Source organism: Limnobacter parvus (assembly GCF_024623725.1).
Taxonomy (GTDB): domain Bacteria; phylum Pseudomonadota; class Gammaproteobacteria; order Burkholderiales; family Burkholderiaceae_B; genus Limnobacter; species Limnobacter parvus.
The window spans coordinates 38,293-53,506 of sequence record NZ_JANKHG010000016.1; the positions used below are offsets into that span (position 1 = coordinate 38,293).

Genomic DNA, 15,214 nt, shown 5'->3' on the forward strand with positions numbered 1-15,214 from the left:
AGTTTAATCGGCCTTTGTCGCGCTCAGAATTTCTTCAGTGCTGGTAATTCCCAAGCGAATTTTGGCCAGACCCGATTCGCTCATGCTAGCAATGCCTTCTTGCCGGGCAAGGCGCTCCATGTCCAACGCAGAAGCGCCAGTGATAATTAATTCCTGCATGGCTTCAGACACGGGAAGTACCTCGTAAATTCCAGTGCGACCCGAGTATCCTGTCCCATTGCAGGACTCGCAGCCCACCGCGCAGAAGGGTGTCCAATCCTCTTGGGGGACCTCTTTGGTCATGCCAGCAGTGACCAAAGATTGAAGCCCTTGGGGGTGCGGTGATTTGCAGGTGCAAAGTTTGCGCACCAAGCGCTGGGCGATAATAAGGCTAACCGATGATGCGATGTTGAATGTTTCCACGCCCATGTTTTTCAAGCGGATGATGGACGATACGGCGTCGTTCGTGTGCAGTGTGGACAACACTTTGTGCCCGGTTTGGGAGGCCTTGATGGAAATGTCCGCAGTTTCAAGGTCACGAATTTCGCCCACCATGATTACGTCAGGGTCTTGACGTAGCAGCGCTCGCAAGGCCTTCGCGAAGGTCAAGCCGATTCTTTCATTGATGTTGACTTGATTGATGCCAGGCAAATTGATTTCTGCAGGGTCTTCTACAGTGCTGATGTTGATTGAATCGTTGTTCAACATTTGCAGAAAGGTATACAGCGACACTGTTTTGCCACTACCAGTCGGTCCTGTGACCAAAATCATGCCGTGGGGTTTGGCGAGCGCCTTCTCGACTGCGCTGCGCTGGTTGTTCTCGAATCCCAATTGCTCAAGCTTCAGCAGTGATTTGCTGGAGTCGAGCAAACGCATTACGATTTTCTCGCCAAACAGCGTGGGCAGCGTGCTGACTCGGAAATCAATTTTGCGCTCGTCTGCACCCAAAGTCAGGCGAATTCTGCCGTCTTGTGGAATGCGGGTTTCCGTCGTATTGAGCCTGCTCATGATTTTGATGCGGGCTGCAATTTTTGATTTGGCCGCCAGTGGGGGCTGCGAGGTTTCCTGCAAAACCCCGTCAATCCGGAAGCGAACCCGGTAGCTTTTTTCATAGGGTTCAAAGTGAATGTCGGAAGCGCCTTTTTTCAATGCATCACTCAACACCCTTTGAACAAAACGCACGATCGGCGCATCGTCTACATCCGGTGAACTTTCTTCATTACCCGATCCACCAGATTCCGATTCCACATCGGTCAATAAACCGTCATCCATGCCCTGCGACGGATCATTTTTTTCAATCCGGCTTAACAGTTTGTCGTATTCCACCACCACTGGTTCCACCTGCAACTGGGTGCGAAACTTCAATTGCTGGATGGTACTTAGGTCGGTGGGGTCAGCCATGGCAACGCTAAGTGCGCCGTGGCGGCGGTTTAGAACAAAAGCCTCAAGGCCTTTCTCCGCTTGAATCAGATCTGCCTCTACGCCTTCTCGATGTTCATCAAATTGGGCAAGGTCTAGCAGGGGGTAACCAAAATGTTGAGCCACTGTACTGGCCAGCAATTCCGCGCTCACCACACCATTGTTAACAATCCAGTCTGCGACTGATCGGCCTTGCGCTTCCTCGGTGGTTAGCTGGTCCAGCTGATTTGCATCCAGAATTCCCTTGGCGGTCAGCGCCCGCACAAGCCCCGAGCTTTTGACGATTGCACTGCTGATGCTCATAGATCGATGTCCTTCAAGGTGAACGGTTGGATCAAATGCTGGATTGCCCCACTATGCGTACTCAATGTGTACTTATCAATCACCTAGGCGGATGTTTTTTTAGCTGTTTCGGTGAACTGCAACGTCACAAAGCTCGGTAAGCGCGACTGAATAAGCGTTGTTATCCATCGAACCCAGCCGGCTTTTTGCTGATGCAGCCAAAGCCAGTGCCTTGTTGCGTGTGTAATCAAGCGAACCAGTTTGCGCCATGCTCGCCATAATGGCTGCAACATCTTGCGTGCCGCCATTGGCGATTGCGTCGCGAATCTGGTTTTGAATGGCTGGGCTGGCGCCTTGCATGGCATGAATCAGGGGCAGGGTGGGCTTGCCTTCACGCAGGTCGTCACCCACGTTTTTGCCCATTGCTGCGCTCTCGCCCGCATAGTCGAGCACATCGTCGATCAACTGAAATGCACTGCCCACTTCAGCACCGAAGCGGCCCAGGTTGGCAATGGTCTCTTTTGTTTGGCCGGTCACTATGCCCGCAAGGCGGCAAGAAGCTTCAAACAGCTTGGCTGTTTTGAAGTCGATAACCTGCATGTAGCGGGCCTCGGTAACCTCTGGGTCTTTGCAGTTCAATAACTGAAGTACTTCGCCTTCGGCAATGGTGTTGGTGGCCTCGGACAATACATCCATGACGTCCATCAGGCCGATTTTCACCATCATTTGAAATGATCTTGAATACAGGAAGTCGCCCACCAGCACGGCCGCAGAATTGCCATATTCCGCATTGGCGGTCAGGCGGCCACGCCGCATGTCCGATTCATCCACCACATCATCATGAAGCAGGGTTGCAGTGTGAATAAACTCCACAATTGCTGCCAATTCAATGGCTTGCGCCATTTGCTGCTGGTTGGCACACAGGGCGCGGGCGGTTAAAATAACCAAAGCCGGGCGCAAACGTTTGCCCCCGGCATTGATAATATAGTCACTGATCTGATTGATCAGGCTGACCTCGGAATGCAGGCTGGTGCGAATCACCTGGTCGAGCTGCTGCATATCGGCTGCGATCGGGGACAACACACTTTTCACACTGGGCGCGGGGCTGGGCATGGGGTTCACTGCATCTGGTGATGATTTATGTTGCGCATATTGTACTTGAGGGTGTTTGACAAAAGCCGCAGTGGCTTTACAGAATGTGCGTACTTTGCTCACAAGGCTTTGACATCATTGCACTTTCCGAGCATAATTGCGGGCTATCCGAATTTCTTCGGGTTCATTAATTGAAGTTAATTGAAAACTTAACTGATAAGTTTAGAGGTCAACTATGTACGCGGTCATAAAAACCGGCGGCAAGCAATACAAGGTTGCTGCTGGCGAAAAATTGAAAATAGAACAGATACCTGCTGACATTGGCCAAGAAATCTCTCTGGATGAAGTGCTCGCCTGCGGTAGCGGTGACACTGTAAAAGTGGGTACACCACTGGTTCAAGGGGCTTCGGTCACTGCAGTTGTTTTGGCACACGGTCGTCACGACAAAGTGAAGATCTTCAAGATGCGTCGTCGCAAGCACTATCAAAAGCGTCAAGGCCATCGCCAGAACTACACTCAAATCCAGATCCAAGCCATCAACGCTTGATATAGGGGCATGACTCATGGCAAGTAAGAAAGGCGGCGGCTCTACGCGCAACGGACGTGACTCAGAAGCCAAGCGACTGGGTGTGAAGGTATTTGGCGGTCAGGCTATCAACGCCGGCGGCATTATCATTCGCCAACGCGGCACACGTTTTCATGCTGGCGACAACGTCGGCATGGGCAAAGATCACACATTGTTCGCCTTGACCGATGGTCAAGTGCAGTTCTCAGTGAAAGGCGCTTTGCGTCGCAAAACTGTGAGCGTGGTCAACGAGGGTTAATTTTCTTCGTTCGCACCGCACACCGTGCTTGGTCCGATAGCCCTGCATTGCAGGGCTATTTTTGTTTTTGGCCGGGTACATTCAAATTTAAAGTAAACAGACTAAGTCATCAGGCGTAGTTACCGGGAATAGACATGAAATTCATTGACGAAGCGACAATCGAAGTATTTGCGGGCAAGGGTGGCAATGGCTCTGGCAGCTTTCGTCGTGAAAAATTCATTCCCAAAGGTGGTCCAGACGGTGGTGACGGCGGCAAGGGCGGCAGCGTGTTCGCCGAGGCCGATCGCAACTTGAACACCTTGATTGATTATCGCTTTTCTAAACAACACCGTGCCAAGGGTGGCGAAAATGGCCGTGGTTCAGATTGTTATGGTGCTGCGGGCCCAGACATCGTGCTGAAAATGCCCGTGGGCACTACTATCGTGAACGCTGAAACCGGCTTGGTGGTGGCAGATTTAACCGAACATGGCCAACAGGTGCTGATTGCCAAGGGTGGCGACGGCGGTTTGGGTAATATTCACTTCAAAAGCAGCGTGAACCGCGCTCCTCGCCAGTTCACCAAGGGTAAAGACGGTGATTCTGCCCGCTACAAGCTCGAATTGAAGGTATTGGCCGATGTGGGCTTGCTGGGCATGCCCAATGCAGGCAAATCCACCTTGATTGCAGCGGTGTCAAATGCCCGCCCCAAAATTGCAGATTATCCGTTTACCACCTTGCACCCCAACCTTGGTGTGGTGCGCATTGGGCACGCCCAAAGCTTTGTAATTGCCGACGTGCCGGGCCTGATCGAAGGTGCTGCGGAAGGTGCAGGTTTGGGTCATCAGTTTTTGAAACACCTAAGCCGCACGCGGGTGCTGTTGCACCTGGTGGATTTGGCCCCGTTTGATGACAACGTAGACCCAGTTCACGAGGCAGCTGCCATTGTGGAAGAACTGCGCAAGTACGATGAAGACCTGTGGGCCAAGCCACGTTGGCTGGTGTTGAACAAAATCGACATGATTGCCGAAGAAGACCGCAAGGCCAAAATTGACGATTTCGTAAGCCGTTACCACGAGAAAACCGGCTGGCAAGGGCAGGTGCACCCCATTTCAAGTTTGACTGGTGAGAACACAGCCAACCTGATGCGTTCGGTGTACGAGAACCTGGTGCAGCAGATGCAGGTGGAGTTTCCGCCTGAGCCTGATGCGCGCTTTCGCGAAAGCACGGGTACACTCATCAATCCCGAAAAAACTGGCGACGATCAGGAGTAAGTTCCGTGGAAGGAAAGTCTCTGGCAAATCAACGTGTTGTGGTGAAAGTAGGCAGCTCTTTGGTGACCAAGGGCGGTAAGGGCGTGGACATGGAATCCATTCGCGCCTGGGCTGCTCAAATTGCGGAGCTGGCCAACCAGGGTTGCGAAGTGGTGCTGGTTTCTTCGGGTGCAATCGCTGAGGGTATGAAACGCCTGAAATGGGCCAAACGCCCGCGCGAAATCCATGAACTACAGGCCGCAGCGGCGGTGGGGCAAATGGGCCTGGTGCATGCCTATGAAATCGGCTTTGCCGAACACGGCTTGGTGTGCGCGCAGGTGCTTCTAACCCACGCTGATTTGGCTGATCGTGAACGCTACCTGAATGCCCGCTCAACTCTGTATTCCTTGTTGGGCCACAAAGTGGTGCCCATCATCAATGAGAATGACACCGTGGTGACCGATGAAATTCGCTTTGGTGACAACGACACGCTGGGCGCTTTGGTGACTAATCTGGTTGAAGCCGACACGCTGATTATTTTGACTGACCAAGTGGGGCTGTACGATTCCGACCCCCGAAAAAACCCGCAAGCCCAGTTCATTGTTGAAGAAACCGCTGGCAACCCGATACTTGAGAAAATGGCAGGCGGTGCGGGCAGCAGTGTGGGAACGGGCGGCATGATCACCAAAATACTGGCTGCCAAACGAGCAGCACGCAGTGGCGCAGCAACGGTTATTGCCAGTGGGCATGAGCCTGATGTGTTGGTGCGCTTGATGAAAGGCGAGTCGGTGGGCACTTACCTGAAAGCGCCCCTGGGTCGTTTGGCCGCCCGTAAGCAGTGGATGGCAGATCACCTTAAATTAAAAGGTTCACTGTCGCTGGACGCTGGCGCAGCGGAGGCCTTGCGCAAGAAAAAAGGCAGTTTGTTGCCAATTGGCGTAACTGCTTGCCAGGGCAACTTTCAACGTGGCGATGTGGTGGCTTGTCTAAGCCCCGAAGGCGAGGAAGTTGCGCGTGGTTTGGTGAATTATGCCGCCGCCGAAGTTAAAAAAATTGCCAAGCAGCCCACCAGCGCGATAGAGTCCATTCTTGGTTATTTGGACGAACCCGAGCTGATACACCGCGACAATATGGTGGTGTTGGTATAACGAAATAGGAGTGGGCTGATGGAGCTGTCGATGTGGAAAAACAGTGGGCAGTTTTTCGACTGGAAAGGCCACTCCATTTTTGTACAAGACACTGCAGCAACCAACAAACCCGCACTTCTTCTGATTCACGGTTTTCCAACCGCCAGCTACGACTTTCATTTGCTGTGGCCAGACCTGGCCGAATCTCACAGGTTGATTGCCTTCGACATGCTGGGTTATGGCTATTCCGACAAGCCCCGCACCTGGCAGCATTCCATTTTCAATCAGGCTGACATTGCCGAAGCCTTGCTGCGCAGCAAAGGCATTGGTGAATGCACGATGATTACCCACGATGTAGGCGACACCGTCGGCCAAGAGCTGTTGGCCCGGCACGCCGAAGGAAAGTTGGGTTTTCGCCTAAAGCGTGTGGTGATGTTCAATGGTGGGCTGTTTCCCGAAACCCACCGCGCTATCCTTGTTCAAAAACTATTGCTCAGTCCGCTTGGCTTTTTGGTCACAAGGTTGATGAAAAAGGAAAAGCTGGCCGCCAGCCTGCGCAGTGTGTGTTCAGCCGGTTTAAGTGATGCCGACATTGATGCGGCCTGGGCCCTGATGGCTCACAAGAAAGGCAACCAGTGCATGCACCTTTTAATTCAGTACATGCGTGAGCGGCGCGAAAATCGCGACCGTTGGGTAGGGGCTTTGCAGAAAGCCGATATGCCCTTTGTGCTGATCGACGGAATTGAAGACCCGATTTCTGGCGAACACATGGTGCAGCGCTTTGAAGAATTGGTGCCGGGTAAGCAAACAATCCGCTTGCCGGGTTTGGGGCACTACCCCCATTTGGAAAATGCGCCACAGGTGTTGGCGATACTTAGGCCATTGATCGCCAATTAGCCTAACTATGATTACCTCAATGTAGTTGTTTTTGCTCTGTTTTTCGAGTCCCACTACTCTCCATCGTTTCATTGGAGATGGCGATGTCATTTGAGGTTGATTATGCGTTTCTTTCCAAGTTGGAGGGTGGTTGCAGAACTGGTGGCTACATCCCCGATCTGGAAAAGAGCAAAAGCGGCGTAACAATTGCAACAGGCTTTGATTTGGGAGCCCGCAACGAGGATGATCTACGTCGACTTGGTATTCAGGGTTCTTTGTTTAAAAAGTTGGCACCTTATCTTGGGCTGAAAAAGCATGATGCTGCCAGGAAACTCGAGAAAAGCCCGCTGAGTATTACTGCGACCGAATGTCTACAAATTGATCAAGTGGTTAAAACTCATTATTTAACGCAACTTGCTAAACGTTACAACAACGCAATCTCCAATAGTGCGACGAAATTCGAGGATCAAAAGCCTGAGTTTCAAACTGTCATTACCTCGGTATCTTTTCAACACGGGCTGGAACTGGCTCGATCCACACCTAAGTTTTGGGCTTCAGTTGTCGCCCAGGACTGGGAACTCGCAGTCAGAATACTGCGCAACTTCCAGGATCAATATCCCACAAGAAGAAATAAGGAAGCGGACCTAATGGAGAAGGCACTTTGAGAAACTATCTGCTGGCTTTTTTGGTTGCGCTTGTTGGCTGCTCAAGTGGAAAATCCCCTGACAATGATTATTTGTGGCTGGACCCAGATGTGCAGGAGAAAGTACAAAAATCATCTAAAGAATCAGAGCTCTCCCGGCCTCAGGTCGAATTTACCAATGGAAATACAGTAAGTAACTGTGAAGAATATTTCCTGCAAGAAGGTGGTTTTACCGAGACCGCTGCGAACTACACCGCACGTTCGCATTATTTGATCTGTGATGCATTAAAGCTGGCTGAAACATGGCCGCCAAAGTCTGGCGGAAAGCCGCTTGATCAAGATCTGTCATTGTGTTCAAGCTTAAATTTGGCCAGTTTCAAGCATTCCCTTCGACCACGCATTGAAACAGAGAATGCTACGCTGACTCAGTTGTTTGGTGCAGAAGCGGTTGACGGCGTGAATACTTGCACCTTCCAGGGAGAAGGGCGAAATCTCGTGCTGAACGCGGTTTTGCTTGTGAAGGAACCTGAAAAACCAAAGAAGATGTGGGTGTGGGTGATCGACGAAATATTGGAGGCCACCTATCGTTCTTACGAGCCTGTTTGGTTTGTTTTCGACGAGTCCAAAAGCATGTGGATTGCGACCCAATAAAAAAACGCGAACCAAGTGGTTCGCGTTTTTTTATGTCGACTCAGGTTTTTCTTGGGTTTCCTCGGCTTTTACAGCAGGTTCCCAGTGGTCGCCCCGCGGCAGTCGCCTTGGGTCATTTCTGGAAAACAGCAGTTTGGCCAACTCTCCCAATGCTTGTTTGTACACATCCCTTTTGAAATCAATCACATTTTCAAGTGGAACCCAATACTCGTTCCAACGCCATGCATCAAATTCAGGGTGTTCAGTGGCCCGCAGGCTTACATCACAATCCCTACCAACCAATTTCAGCAAAAACCAGATTTGTTTCTGGCCTTTGTAGCTTCCCCGCCATTCCCGTCGAATCCAGTGATCGGGCACGGTGTACCGCAACCAATTCCTGGTTCTTCCTATAATTTCAACATGTTCTGGCAACAAGCCAACTTCTTCGTGCAGTTCCCGGTACATGGCTTGCTCTGGTGATTCACCATGCTTGATTCCGCCCTGCGGAAATTGCCAGGAATGCTCACGAATTCGTTTGCCCCAAAAGACTTGCTTTCGGGAATTGGTCAAAATAATGCCGACGTTGGGACGGTAGCCTTCTTTATCAAGCATACGCGCCCCGCAGATTTCTTTACAATTTAGAGTCATTATAAGCACCAGCCCGCGTTTGTACACCTAGGGTATCCGCGCTGCGGGCGGATAAAAGTACAATCGCGGATCTAACCGATTCATTACTCACGAGTTTTTTGCAAATGCGCGCCACACAGTTTTTTTTGAATACCCTGAAAGAAGCCCCTGCCGATGCAGAAGTCATTAGCCATCAGCTGATGATGCGGGCAGGCATGATCAAGCGTTTGGCTGGCGGCATTTACACCTACATGCCTGTGGGTTTGCGCTCAATTCGCAAAGTAGAAAATATTGTGCGTGAAGAAATGAACCGCGCTGGCGCGTTGGAATTGCTGATGCCGGCTGTGCAGCCCGCCGAGTTGTGGCAGGAAAGTGGTCGCTGGGAAAAGTACGGCGCAGAACTACTTCGCTTGAAAGACCGGCATGACCGCGATTATGTGATTGGCCCCACACACGAAGAAGTGATCACCGACGTGGTGCGCAAGGAAGTAAAAAGCTACCGCCAGCTGCCCTTGAACCTGTACCAGATTCAAACCAAGTTTCGCGATGAAATTCGCCCTCGCTTTGGCGTAATGCGTGGCCGTGAATTCGTGATGAAAGACGCGTATTCATTCGACCGCAACCAGGAAGCCGCCCTTAAAACCTACGACACCATGTTCGAGGCTTACCGCCGCATCTTCACCCGCCTGGGCTTGAACTTCCGCGCCGTGAATGCAGATACAGGTTCAATTGGCGGCAACCGCAGCCATGAATTCCATGTGATCGCCGATACGGGCGAAGACGCCATTGCGTATTGCCCAAGTTCGGATTACGCAGCCAACGTGGAGTTGGCCGAGGCGGTGTGCAACGCCCAGCGCTCAGCGGCTGGAAAAGCGCTTGAGAAGGTTCACACGCCCGGAAACTCAACATGCGAAGCCGTGGCTGCCCAATTGGGCTTGAGCTTGAGCGCGACTGTGAAAAGTGTGGTGTTTGCCAACGAGTTTGTAGAAAAAGATGAAACCAAGGCAGTCAAGAAGGTACAAATCATATTGGCGCTGGTGCGTGGCGACCATGAAGTCAACGACATCAAATTGGGCAAGCTGCATGGTGTACAGGAACTGCGCTTGGCCACCGAGGCTGAAATTGTTGCTGCGTTCGGCACCCAGCCTGGTTATTTGGGCCCCCTTGGCTTGAAAGGCGAAGTGCGGGTTGTGGCGGATCGCAGCGTAGCCGCCATGGGTGATTTTGTGTGCGGTGCGAACGCTGCAGACTATCACTACGCAGGCGTTAACTGGGGCCGCGATTTGCCCGAGCCTGAAGTGGCTGATATTCGCAACGTGGTGGAAGGCGATGCCTCGCCCGATGGCCAAGGCGTTTTGGCCATGTGCCGTGGCATTGAAGTGGGCCACGTGTTTTACCTGGGCACCAAGTATTCGGAAGCTCTGCAAGCCAAGTTTCTGGAAGAAAATGGCAAGCCAGCGGTGATTGAAATGGGTTGCTATGGAATCGGTGTAACCCGTATTCTGGGCGCTGCAATTGAGCAGAACTTTGATGATCGCGGGATTATTTGGCCGCTCAGCATTGCGCCCTTCGAGGTTGTGCTGTGCCCAATCGGCTACAAGAAAAGCGAGGAAGTGAAACTTCAGGCCGACAAGTTGTACCAGGAATTAAAAGACGCGGGTGTGGATGTGATGCTGGACGACCGGGATGAACGCCCAGGCGTGATGTTTGCCGATTGGGAGTTGATTGGTGTGCCACTGCGGGTTACCTTGGGCGACCGTGGTTTGAAAGATGGCAAAGTGGAGTTTCAATCTCGCGATGGCAAGGTTGAAAAACGCGATGTCGACGTTGGAGAAATTTTTGAGCAGTTGCGTGTGGAGCTTGCCAACAGGCAAGTCAGCTTGTAAGTCAAAAGCCCAAGGGGCCGATGTTGCCACTTGGGTAGGCTCTGTCCCTAGGCTGTTTCAGTCGGTGGTGCTGTGGGCAGTGTTTGGCTTGGCAAGCCTTGTTACTTTGCCTGCGCATGCCAGCCAGCAGTACGAACCCATGGCTGACCATGTTCGCTTGGCCTTGCGCACGGCATTGAATGCGCCTGCTGCCCCCCGTCCAATTTTCGAATCGGTTGGGCACCGCATTGACTGGATGTCTGAAATGTCGCGCCGCCTTGCGCGCCGTGTGCCTGATTTTTCCGAGCGCACCGAATTAATAAAGACTATTCGCTATGAAGCGCAGCGGGTTGGAATCGACCCACAAGTTATCTTCGCTGTGATCGAAGTGGAAAGTAACTTCCGCAGCAATGCCGTAAGCCATGCGGGGGCGATCGGTTTGATGCAAGTGATGCCGTTTTGGACCGATGTGTTGTCTAAAGGCAGTAAAAATGAGTTGCTGGAGCCGCGTGTGAATATTCGCTACGGTTGCCTCATTCTTCGGCATTACTTGGACATTGAAAAAGGCAACCTGGATAGGGCGCTTGGGCGGTACAACGGCAGCCTGGGGCGTATGACTTACCCGGATTTGGTTTACGACAGGCTTGAGCGGAATTGGGGTTATCGCTACGCCGAGCCGCGCACGGCGATGAACGATGTGGATGGGAAGAAGCGCTGAACTTCTTCACCAGCTTGGTGGGGTTAATTGTGCTGATTTGTCACTCGCCAACTCGTCGAGGGTCGCCCGTTCCGCACTGAAAACCGCCTAATCCCTTTTTGAATTCAACCTTGCTCACCGAATCAGGCAAAACAGACGGCCTGATTCGACGTCGGCTGGCAGCCGAACGCTACGGCTGAACTCAAACGGGGCGGTTTTCTTGAAGTGCGGAACAGGCAACCCATTGCTGAGTTGGCTGTAATACCAGCGCCCGCGAATCTCCCGACCTCTCCAAGCTCGCGCGGGTGCTTGATCGATCACCAGCCAGGTTCAGCCCAATCAGTGCCGATGTTCCGATCGCTTCGCCTTCAAGAAAACTTGCCCGTTTGAATTCACACGCCACGTTCGGCCATAGGCCGACACCTCGCTTGGCCGTAAGTTTTTGCCAAGCGAGGTGAGTCAGTGTGAAATTCAAAAAGGGAAATACAGGTTTTCAGGCGAAAGATTGGGACTCGCGCTGATTGGGTTCAGTAACTGGGGGGTTGATTACATGCCCGGAAAACCGCCACCCGGCGGCATGCCGCCACCCGGAAAACCGCCTTTGCCGCCGCCACCCATTTTCTTCATCAGCTTGGCCAGCCCGCCTTTCTGCATGCTTTTCATCATGTCGCGCATTTGCTCAAACTGCTTCAGCAATCGGTTCACTTCCTGCACCTGCACGCCGGCACCTGCGGCAATGCGGCGCTTACGCGAGGCTTTCAGCAGTTCAGGTTTGGTACGTTCCTGCACCGTCATTGAAAAAATTATCGCTTCGGTGCGCTTCATCTGCTTCTCGGCCGCATTGGCATCCACATCGCCAGCGCCTTTCATCAATTGGCTGGGCAACTTGTCCATCAGGCCTTGCAGTCCGCCCATATTGCGCATCTGGCTAATTTGCGACAAGAAATCGTTCAGATCGAATGCCTTGCCACTTTTCAGTTTCTTGGCCAGCTTTTCCGCTTCTTGGTGGTCCATGCCTTTTTTGGCTTCTTCCACCAGCGAAACAATGTCGCCCATGCCCAGAATTCGGCCTGCCACGCGGTCAGGGTGGAATTTTTCGAAGCCGGTCAGCTTTTCGCCCACACCCATGAACTTGATGGGCTTGCCCGTAATTTGGCGAACTGACAATGCCGCACCACCGCGTGCATCGCCGTCCATTTTGGTCAGCACTACACCGGTCAGTGGCAGTGCTTCGTTGAATGCTTTGGCTGTGTTGGCCGCATCTTGACCCAACATGGCGTCAATTACGAATAGTGTTTCTGTAGGGTTCACCGCCGCATGCAAAGCCTTGATTTCATTCATCATTGCTTCATCAATGCCCAAGCGGCCAGCCGTGTCCAGAATCAATACATCAAAAAACTGGCGTTTGGCGTGGTTCAGGGCAGCCAGTGCAATGTCCACTGGCTTTTGGGTAATGTCGGAAGGGAAAAACTCGGCGCCAGCCTGGGCGCTGACTGTTTTCAGCTGTTCAATCGCCGCTGGGCGGTACACGTCGGCGGAAACCGTCAACACCTTCTTTTTCAGGTTGTCTTTCAGGAATTTGGCCAGCTTACCAGTGGTGGTGGTTTTACCCGCACCCTGTAAACCCGCCATTAAGATAACCACCGGGGGCTGTGCAGCCAGGTTGATTTCTTCGGTTTTCTCGCCAATCAGCTTGATTAGCTGCTTGTGAACAATACCCACCAAGGCCTGGCCGGGGGTCAGGCTATTCAGCACTTCCTCGCCCAGGGCCTGCTCTTTCACCTGGTTAATGAATTCTTTCACCACGGGCAGGGCCACGTCGGCCTCAAGCAGCGCAAGGCGAACTTCACGCAACATTTCCTGCGTGTTGGCCTCGGTAATGCGGGCTTCGCCTTTGATATTTTTGACAACGCGCGTTAGGCGATCGGAGAGGTTTTCAAACATCGTGTAGTGCCCCTGACTCGTGCTTTGAATCGAGTAAACTGATTGGTATGAACAACACAATATTGTACGCGCTCGCAGTGCCCCTGCTGTCCGCCTCGGGTGGATTGGCGGCGCTGAACGTTTTCGGCAAATGGTCTGCCTCTGAAGGGGTGAACCGCGCGCTGGTTGCCTTGGCACTTGCGGTGTCGGGTTACCTGCTGGGCACGCTTTTGTTTCAAGCCGACGGCATGCACTTCGGCTTTGTGATTGGTTTAATGTGTGTGGCCTGGCTGGCCTCGCTGGTGGCTTTTGTTGAAGGGTTCTTCAACCGCGTGCCGCTGCTTGAATTGATTGTGTTTCCGTTGTGTGCGGCTGTGTTTTTACTGCCTTTGTGGATGGGCGAAGATTCCGTCATTCGCATGGCAGGCGATCTTCTGTTTCAAGTGCACCTTTTAATTGCGTTGGCGGCCTACAGTTTACTGGGCATCGCTGCCGCGCATGGTGTTGTTATGGCCTTTCAGGAAAAAGCCCTGCACCAACCTGTGGCCAGCACCCAAGAAAACCGTCTGCTGCGCGAACGGCTGCTGGATCAGTTGCCTTCGCTGCTGACCATGGAATCGATTTTGTTTCGCCAGTTGTGGGCGGGATTTGTGTTGCTGTCGCTCACGCTGGCCACCGGTTTTTTGTTTTCTGAAGAATGGAGCGGCAGCAGTTGGCGCTTCGATCACAAAACCCTGTTCGCCATTATTTCATGGTGTTCTTTTGCTGTGTTGCTGGGTGGGCGCGTCGTGTTTGGCTGGCGCGGCAAGGTGGCTTTGCGCTGGTGCTTGGGCAGTTATGCTGTGTTGGTGTTGGCTTACTTTGGCACGCAGTTTGTGCTGGAATTTATTTTGAAAAGGGCAGTTTGATGGGTCGTATTCTGTTTTTTCTAGGCTTGGCTTTGGTGGCCTGGATGATTTTCAAAAGCTGGCAGCGCAAGCAACTGGATGAAAAACCATCGGATAAACCTAAACAAAAAAGCAGTCTTGGCCGTAAATCTCAAGAAGAGATCATGCCTTGCCAGCACTGTGGCGCTTACAGCCCTATGTCGGAAGGTGTGTTGATGCAGGGTCGCTTTTACTGCGGCATGGAACATGCAAAAGCGGCCGGAGAAAAAGTGCACTAAGTTGCATTGACCTTTACAAGGGGCACACCATGTGGCTGGACGAAGGCTGGATTGAAGAGGACTGGGTGCGCCGCGTGCAAAGCCCAAACCAGGATGCACGCCCTATGGGCATGCTGGTCGACACTTTGGTGGTTCACTGTATTAGCCTGCCCGAACGAGGGCGCGATGCGTCGCTGGTCACCGACCTGTTTTTGAACCGGCTGGATTGCCATTCACACCCCGCATTGGCCGAACTGGCTGGTTTGCATGTGTCCGCGCATTTTCTGATTGATCGTGACGGTTCAATTACCCAATTCGTTTCCTGTGAAAAACGTGCCTGGCATGCCGGAATTTCCGCGGCCATGGATCGCAGCAACTTCAATCATTTCTCAATCGGCATTGAACTGTTGGGCGATGTTTACTCCCCATTTGAGGGGGCTCAATACGCCAGCCTGAAACGCCTGGCTGTGGAGTTGAAATCGCGTTATCCACTGAAATTCGCCATGACGCACAGCGAGATAGCACCCACCCGAAAAACCGACCCCGGACCCTTCTTCGACTGGAAAGGTCTACGTAAATCAAACACCTACGAACTTCAGATCAGCGGCCTTTAACAGGCCGTTTTTTTGTTGCGTTGCAGTTATCCAAATCTTGTCCACAGGTTGTTCACAGGGGATAACTCTGTGCACAAGTTGGGGATAAGAAAGTGTTTGCCAAATCGTGTCATGACCACTACAATTAGTTCCAAGCCACTTACAAAACACAAGATATAGTGGTTGCCGGTTGTGCCCCACCACAAAAATAAATCCTCAAGAACAAGCTTATTCCAGGAGAAAGATGCATGCTAACTAGCCATG

16 protein-coding genes are annotated in these 15,214 nt (G+C 52.3%); 12 read left to right on the forward strand and 4 right to left on the reverse strand.

The window, feature by feature from the left end:
* Positions 1-3: 3 nt before the first annotated feature.
* Together pilB and NSP04_RS05560 are read right to left on the reverse strand one after the other, a co-directional pair.
* A complete protein-coding gene (gene pilB / locus NSP04_RS05555) occupies positions 4-1,701 on the reverse strand; it encodes a type IV-A pilus assembly ATPase PilB (RefSeq protein WP_257511351.1) in 1,698 nt (565 codons plus the stop codon).
* Between the two features lie 99 nt (positions 1,702-1,800).
* Entirely contained in the window at positions 1,801-2,802 is a 1,002-nt protein-coding gene (locus NSP04_RS05560) for a polyprenyl synthetase family protein (RefSeq protein WP_371824997.1), read from the reverse strand.
* Between the two features lie 205 nt (positions 2,803-3,007).
* Here NSP04_RS05560 and rplU point away from each other — a divergent pair, with 205 nt between their 5' ends.
* From rplU to NSP04_RS05595, 7 genes are all read left to right on the forward strand, one after another.
* Positions 3,008-3,319, forward strand: a complete 312-nt coding sequence (gene rplU / locus NSP04_RS05565) for a 50S ribosomal protein L21 (RefSeq protein ID WP_257511353.1) — start codon at positions 3,008-3,010, stop codon at positions 3,317-3,319.
* 16 nt (positions 3,320-3,335) lie between these two features.
* Positions 3,336-3,596, forward strand: a complete 261-nt coding sequence (gene rpmA / locus NSP04_RS05570; RefSeq protein WP_008250442.1) for a 50S ribosomal protein L27 — start codon at positions 3,336-3,338, stop codon at positions 3,594-3,596.
* A 134-nt stretch (positions 3,597-3,730) separates the two neighbouring features.
* Positions 3,731-4,846, forward strand: coding sequence for an Obg family GTPase CgtA (cgtA, locus tag NSP04_RS05575; protein ID WP_257511354.1), 1,116 nt, complete (start codon positions 3,731-3,733; stop codon positions 4,844-4,846).
* A gap of 5 nt (positions 4,847-4,851) precedes the next feature.
* Positions 4,852-5,973, forward strand: a complete 1,122-nt coding sequence (proB, locus tag NSP04_RS05580) for a glutamate 5-kinase (RefSeq protein WP_257511355.1) — start codon at positions 4,852-4,854, stop codon at positions 5,971-5,973.
* A gap of 18 nt (positions 5,974-5,991) precedes the next feature.
* Positions 5,992-6,849, forward strand: a complete 858-nt coding sequence (locus NSP04_RS05585; RefSeq protein ID WP_257511356.1) for an alpha/beta fold hydrolase — start codon at positions 5,992-5,994, stop codon at positions 6,847-6,849.
* Between the two features lie 83 nt (positions 6,850-6,932).
* Positions 6,933-7,493: a pesticin C-terminus-like muramidase gene (locus NSP04_RS05590; RefSeq protein ID WP_257511357.1), complete on the forward strand. Its 561-nt coding sequence runs from the start codon at positions 6,933-6,935 to the stop codon at positions 7,491-7,493.
* Positions 7,494-7,513: 20 nt separating this feature from the next.
* Positions 7,514-8,122, forward strand: a complete 609-nt coding sequence (locus NSP04_RS05595; RefSeq protein WP_257511358.1) for a hypothetical protein — start codon at positions 7,514-7,516, stop codon at positions 8,120-8,122.
* 30 nt (positions 8,123-8,152) lie between these two features.
* Here the strand turns inward: NSP04_RS05595 and NSP04_RS05600 are convergent, their stop codons facing one another.
* Positions 8,153-8,713, reverse strand: a complete 561-nt coding sequence (locus NSP04_RS05600; RefSeq protein WP_257511359.1) for an RNA pyrophosphohydrolase — start codon at positions 8,711-8,713, stop codon at positions 8,153-8,155.
* A 140-nt stretch (positions 8,714-8,853) separates the two neighbouring features.
* Between NSP04_RS05600 and NSP04_RS05605 the strand changes: the two genes are divergently transcribed.
* Both NSP04_RS05605 and NSP04_RS05610 read left to right on the forward strand, forming a co-directional pair.
* Entirely contained in the window at positions 8,854-10,614 is a 1,761-nt protein-coding gene (locus NSP04_RS05605) for a proline--tRNA ligase (protein WP_257511360.1), read from the forward strand.
* Entirely contained in the window at positions 10,568-11,311 is a 744-nt protein-coding gene (locus tag NSP04_RS05610; protein ID WP_257511361.1) for a lytic transglycosylase domain-containing protein, read from the forward strand. Before NSP04_RS05605 ends, NSP04_RS05610 begins: the two co-directional genes overlap by 47 nt.
* 525 nt (positions 11,312-11,836) lie before the next feature.
* On the opposite strand, the gene ffh is transcribed toward NSP04_RS05610, so the two are convergent.
* Positions 11,837-13,234, reverse strand: a complete 1,398-nt coding sequence (gene ffh, locus NSP04_RS05615) for a signal recognition particle protein (protein ID WP_257511362.1) — start codon at positions 13,232-13,234, stop codon at positions 11,837-11,839.
* A gap of 47 nt (positions 13,235-13,281) precedes the next feature.
* Here ffh and NSP04_RS05620 point away from each other — a divergent pair, with 47 nt between their 5' ends.
* From NSP04_RS05620 to ampD, 3 genes are read left to right on the forward strand one after another with little or no spacing between them, the layout of a single operon-like run.
* Positions 13,282-14,121, forward strand: a complete 840-nt coding sequence (locus NSP04_RS05620; RefSeq protein WP_257511363.1) for a cytochrome C assembly family protein — start codon at positions 13,282-13,284, stop codon at positions 14,119-14,121.
* The gene (locus tag NSP04_RS05625; protein ID WP_257511364.1) at positions 14,121-14,378 is read left to right on the forward strand and encodes a PP0621 family protein; all 258 of its coding nucleotides are present in this window, start codon (positions 14,121-14,123) and stop codon (positions 14,376-14,378) included. Before NSP04_RS05620 ends, NSP04_RS05625 begins: the two co-directional genes overlap by 1 nt.
* A 29-nt stretch (positions 14,379-14,407) precedes the next feature.
* On the forward strand, positions 14,408-14,971 hold the full coding sequence (gene ampD, locus NSP04_RS05630) for a 1,6-anhydro-N-acetylmuramyl-L-alanine amidase AmpD (RefSeq protein WP_257511365.1): 564 nt from the start codon (positions 14,408-14,410) through the stop codon (positions 14,969-14,971).
* Positions 14,972-15,214 lie beyond the last annotated feature (243 nt).

Excerpts from the sequence above, each read along its gene's own strand:
- NSP04_RS05620 (WP_257511363.1), top strand. The coding sequence starts at position 13,282 with ATGAACAACACAATATTGTACGCGCTCGCAGTGCCCCTGCTGTCCGCC.
- rplU (WP_257511353.1), top strand. The coding sequence starts at position 3,008 with ATGTACGCGGTCATAAAAACCGGCGGCAAGCAATACAAGGTTGCTGCT.
- NSP04_RS05625 (WP_257511364.1), top strand. The coding sequence starts at position 14,121 with ATGGGTCGTATTCTGTTTTTTCTAGGCTTGGCTTTGGTGGCCTGGATG.
- pilB (WP_257511351.1), bottom strand. The coding sequence starts at position 1,701 with ATGAGCATCAGCAGTGCAATCGTCAAAAGCTCGGGGCTTGTGCGGGCG.
- NSP04_RS05585 (WP_257511356.1), top strand. The coding sequence starts at position 5,992 with ATGGAGCTGTCGATGTGGAAAAACAGTGGGCAGTTTTTCGACTGGAAA.
- cgtA (WP_257511354.1), top strand. The coding sequence starts at position 3,731 with ATGAAATTCATTGACGAAGCGACAATCGAAGTATTTGCGGGCAAGGGT.
- NSP04_RS05600 (WP_257511359.1), bottom strand. The coding sequence starts at position 8,713 with ATGCTTGATAAAGAAGGCTACCGTCCCAACGTCGGCATTATTTTGACC.
- rpmA (WP_008250442.1), top strand. The coding sequence starts at position 3,336 with ATGGCAAGTAAGAAAGGCGGCGGCTCTACGCGCAACGGACGTGACTCA.
- NSP04_RS05590 (WP_257511357.1), top strand. The coding sequence starts at position 6,933 with ATGTCATTTGAGGTTGATTATGCGTTTCTTTCCAAGTTGGAGGGTGGT.
- ffh (WP_257511362.1), bottom strand. The coding sequence starts at position 13,234 with ATGTTTGAAAACCTCTCCGATCGCCTAACGCGCGTTGTCAAAAATATC.
- NSP04_RS05605 (WP_257511360.1), top strand. The coding sequence starts at position 8,854 with ATGCGCGCCACACAGTTTTTTTTGAATACCCTGAAAGAAGCCCCTGCC.
- ampD (WP_257511365.1), top strand. The coding sequence starts at position 14,408 with ATGTGGCTGGACGAAGGCTGGATTGAAGAGGACTGGGTGCGCCGCGTG.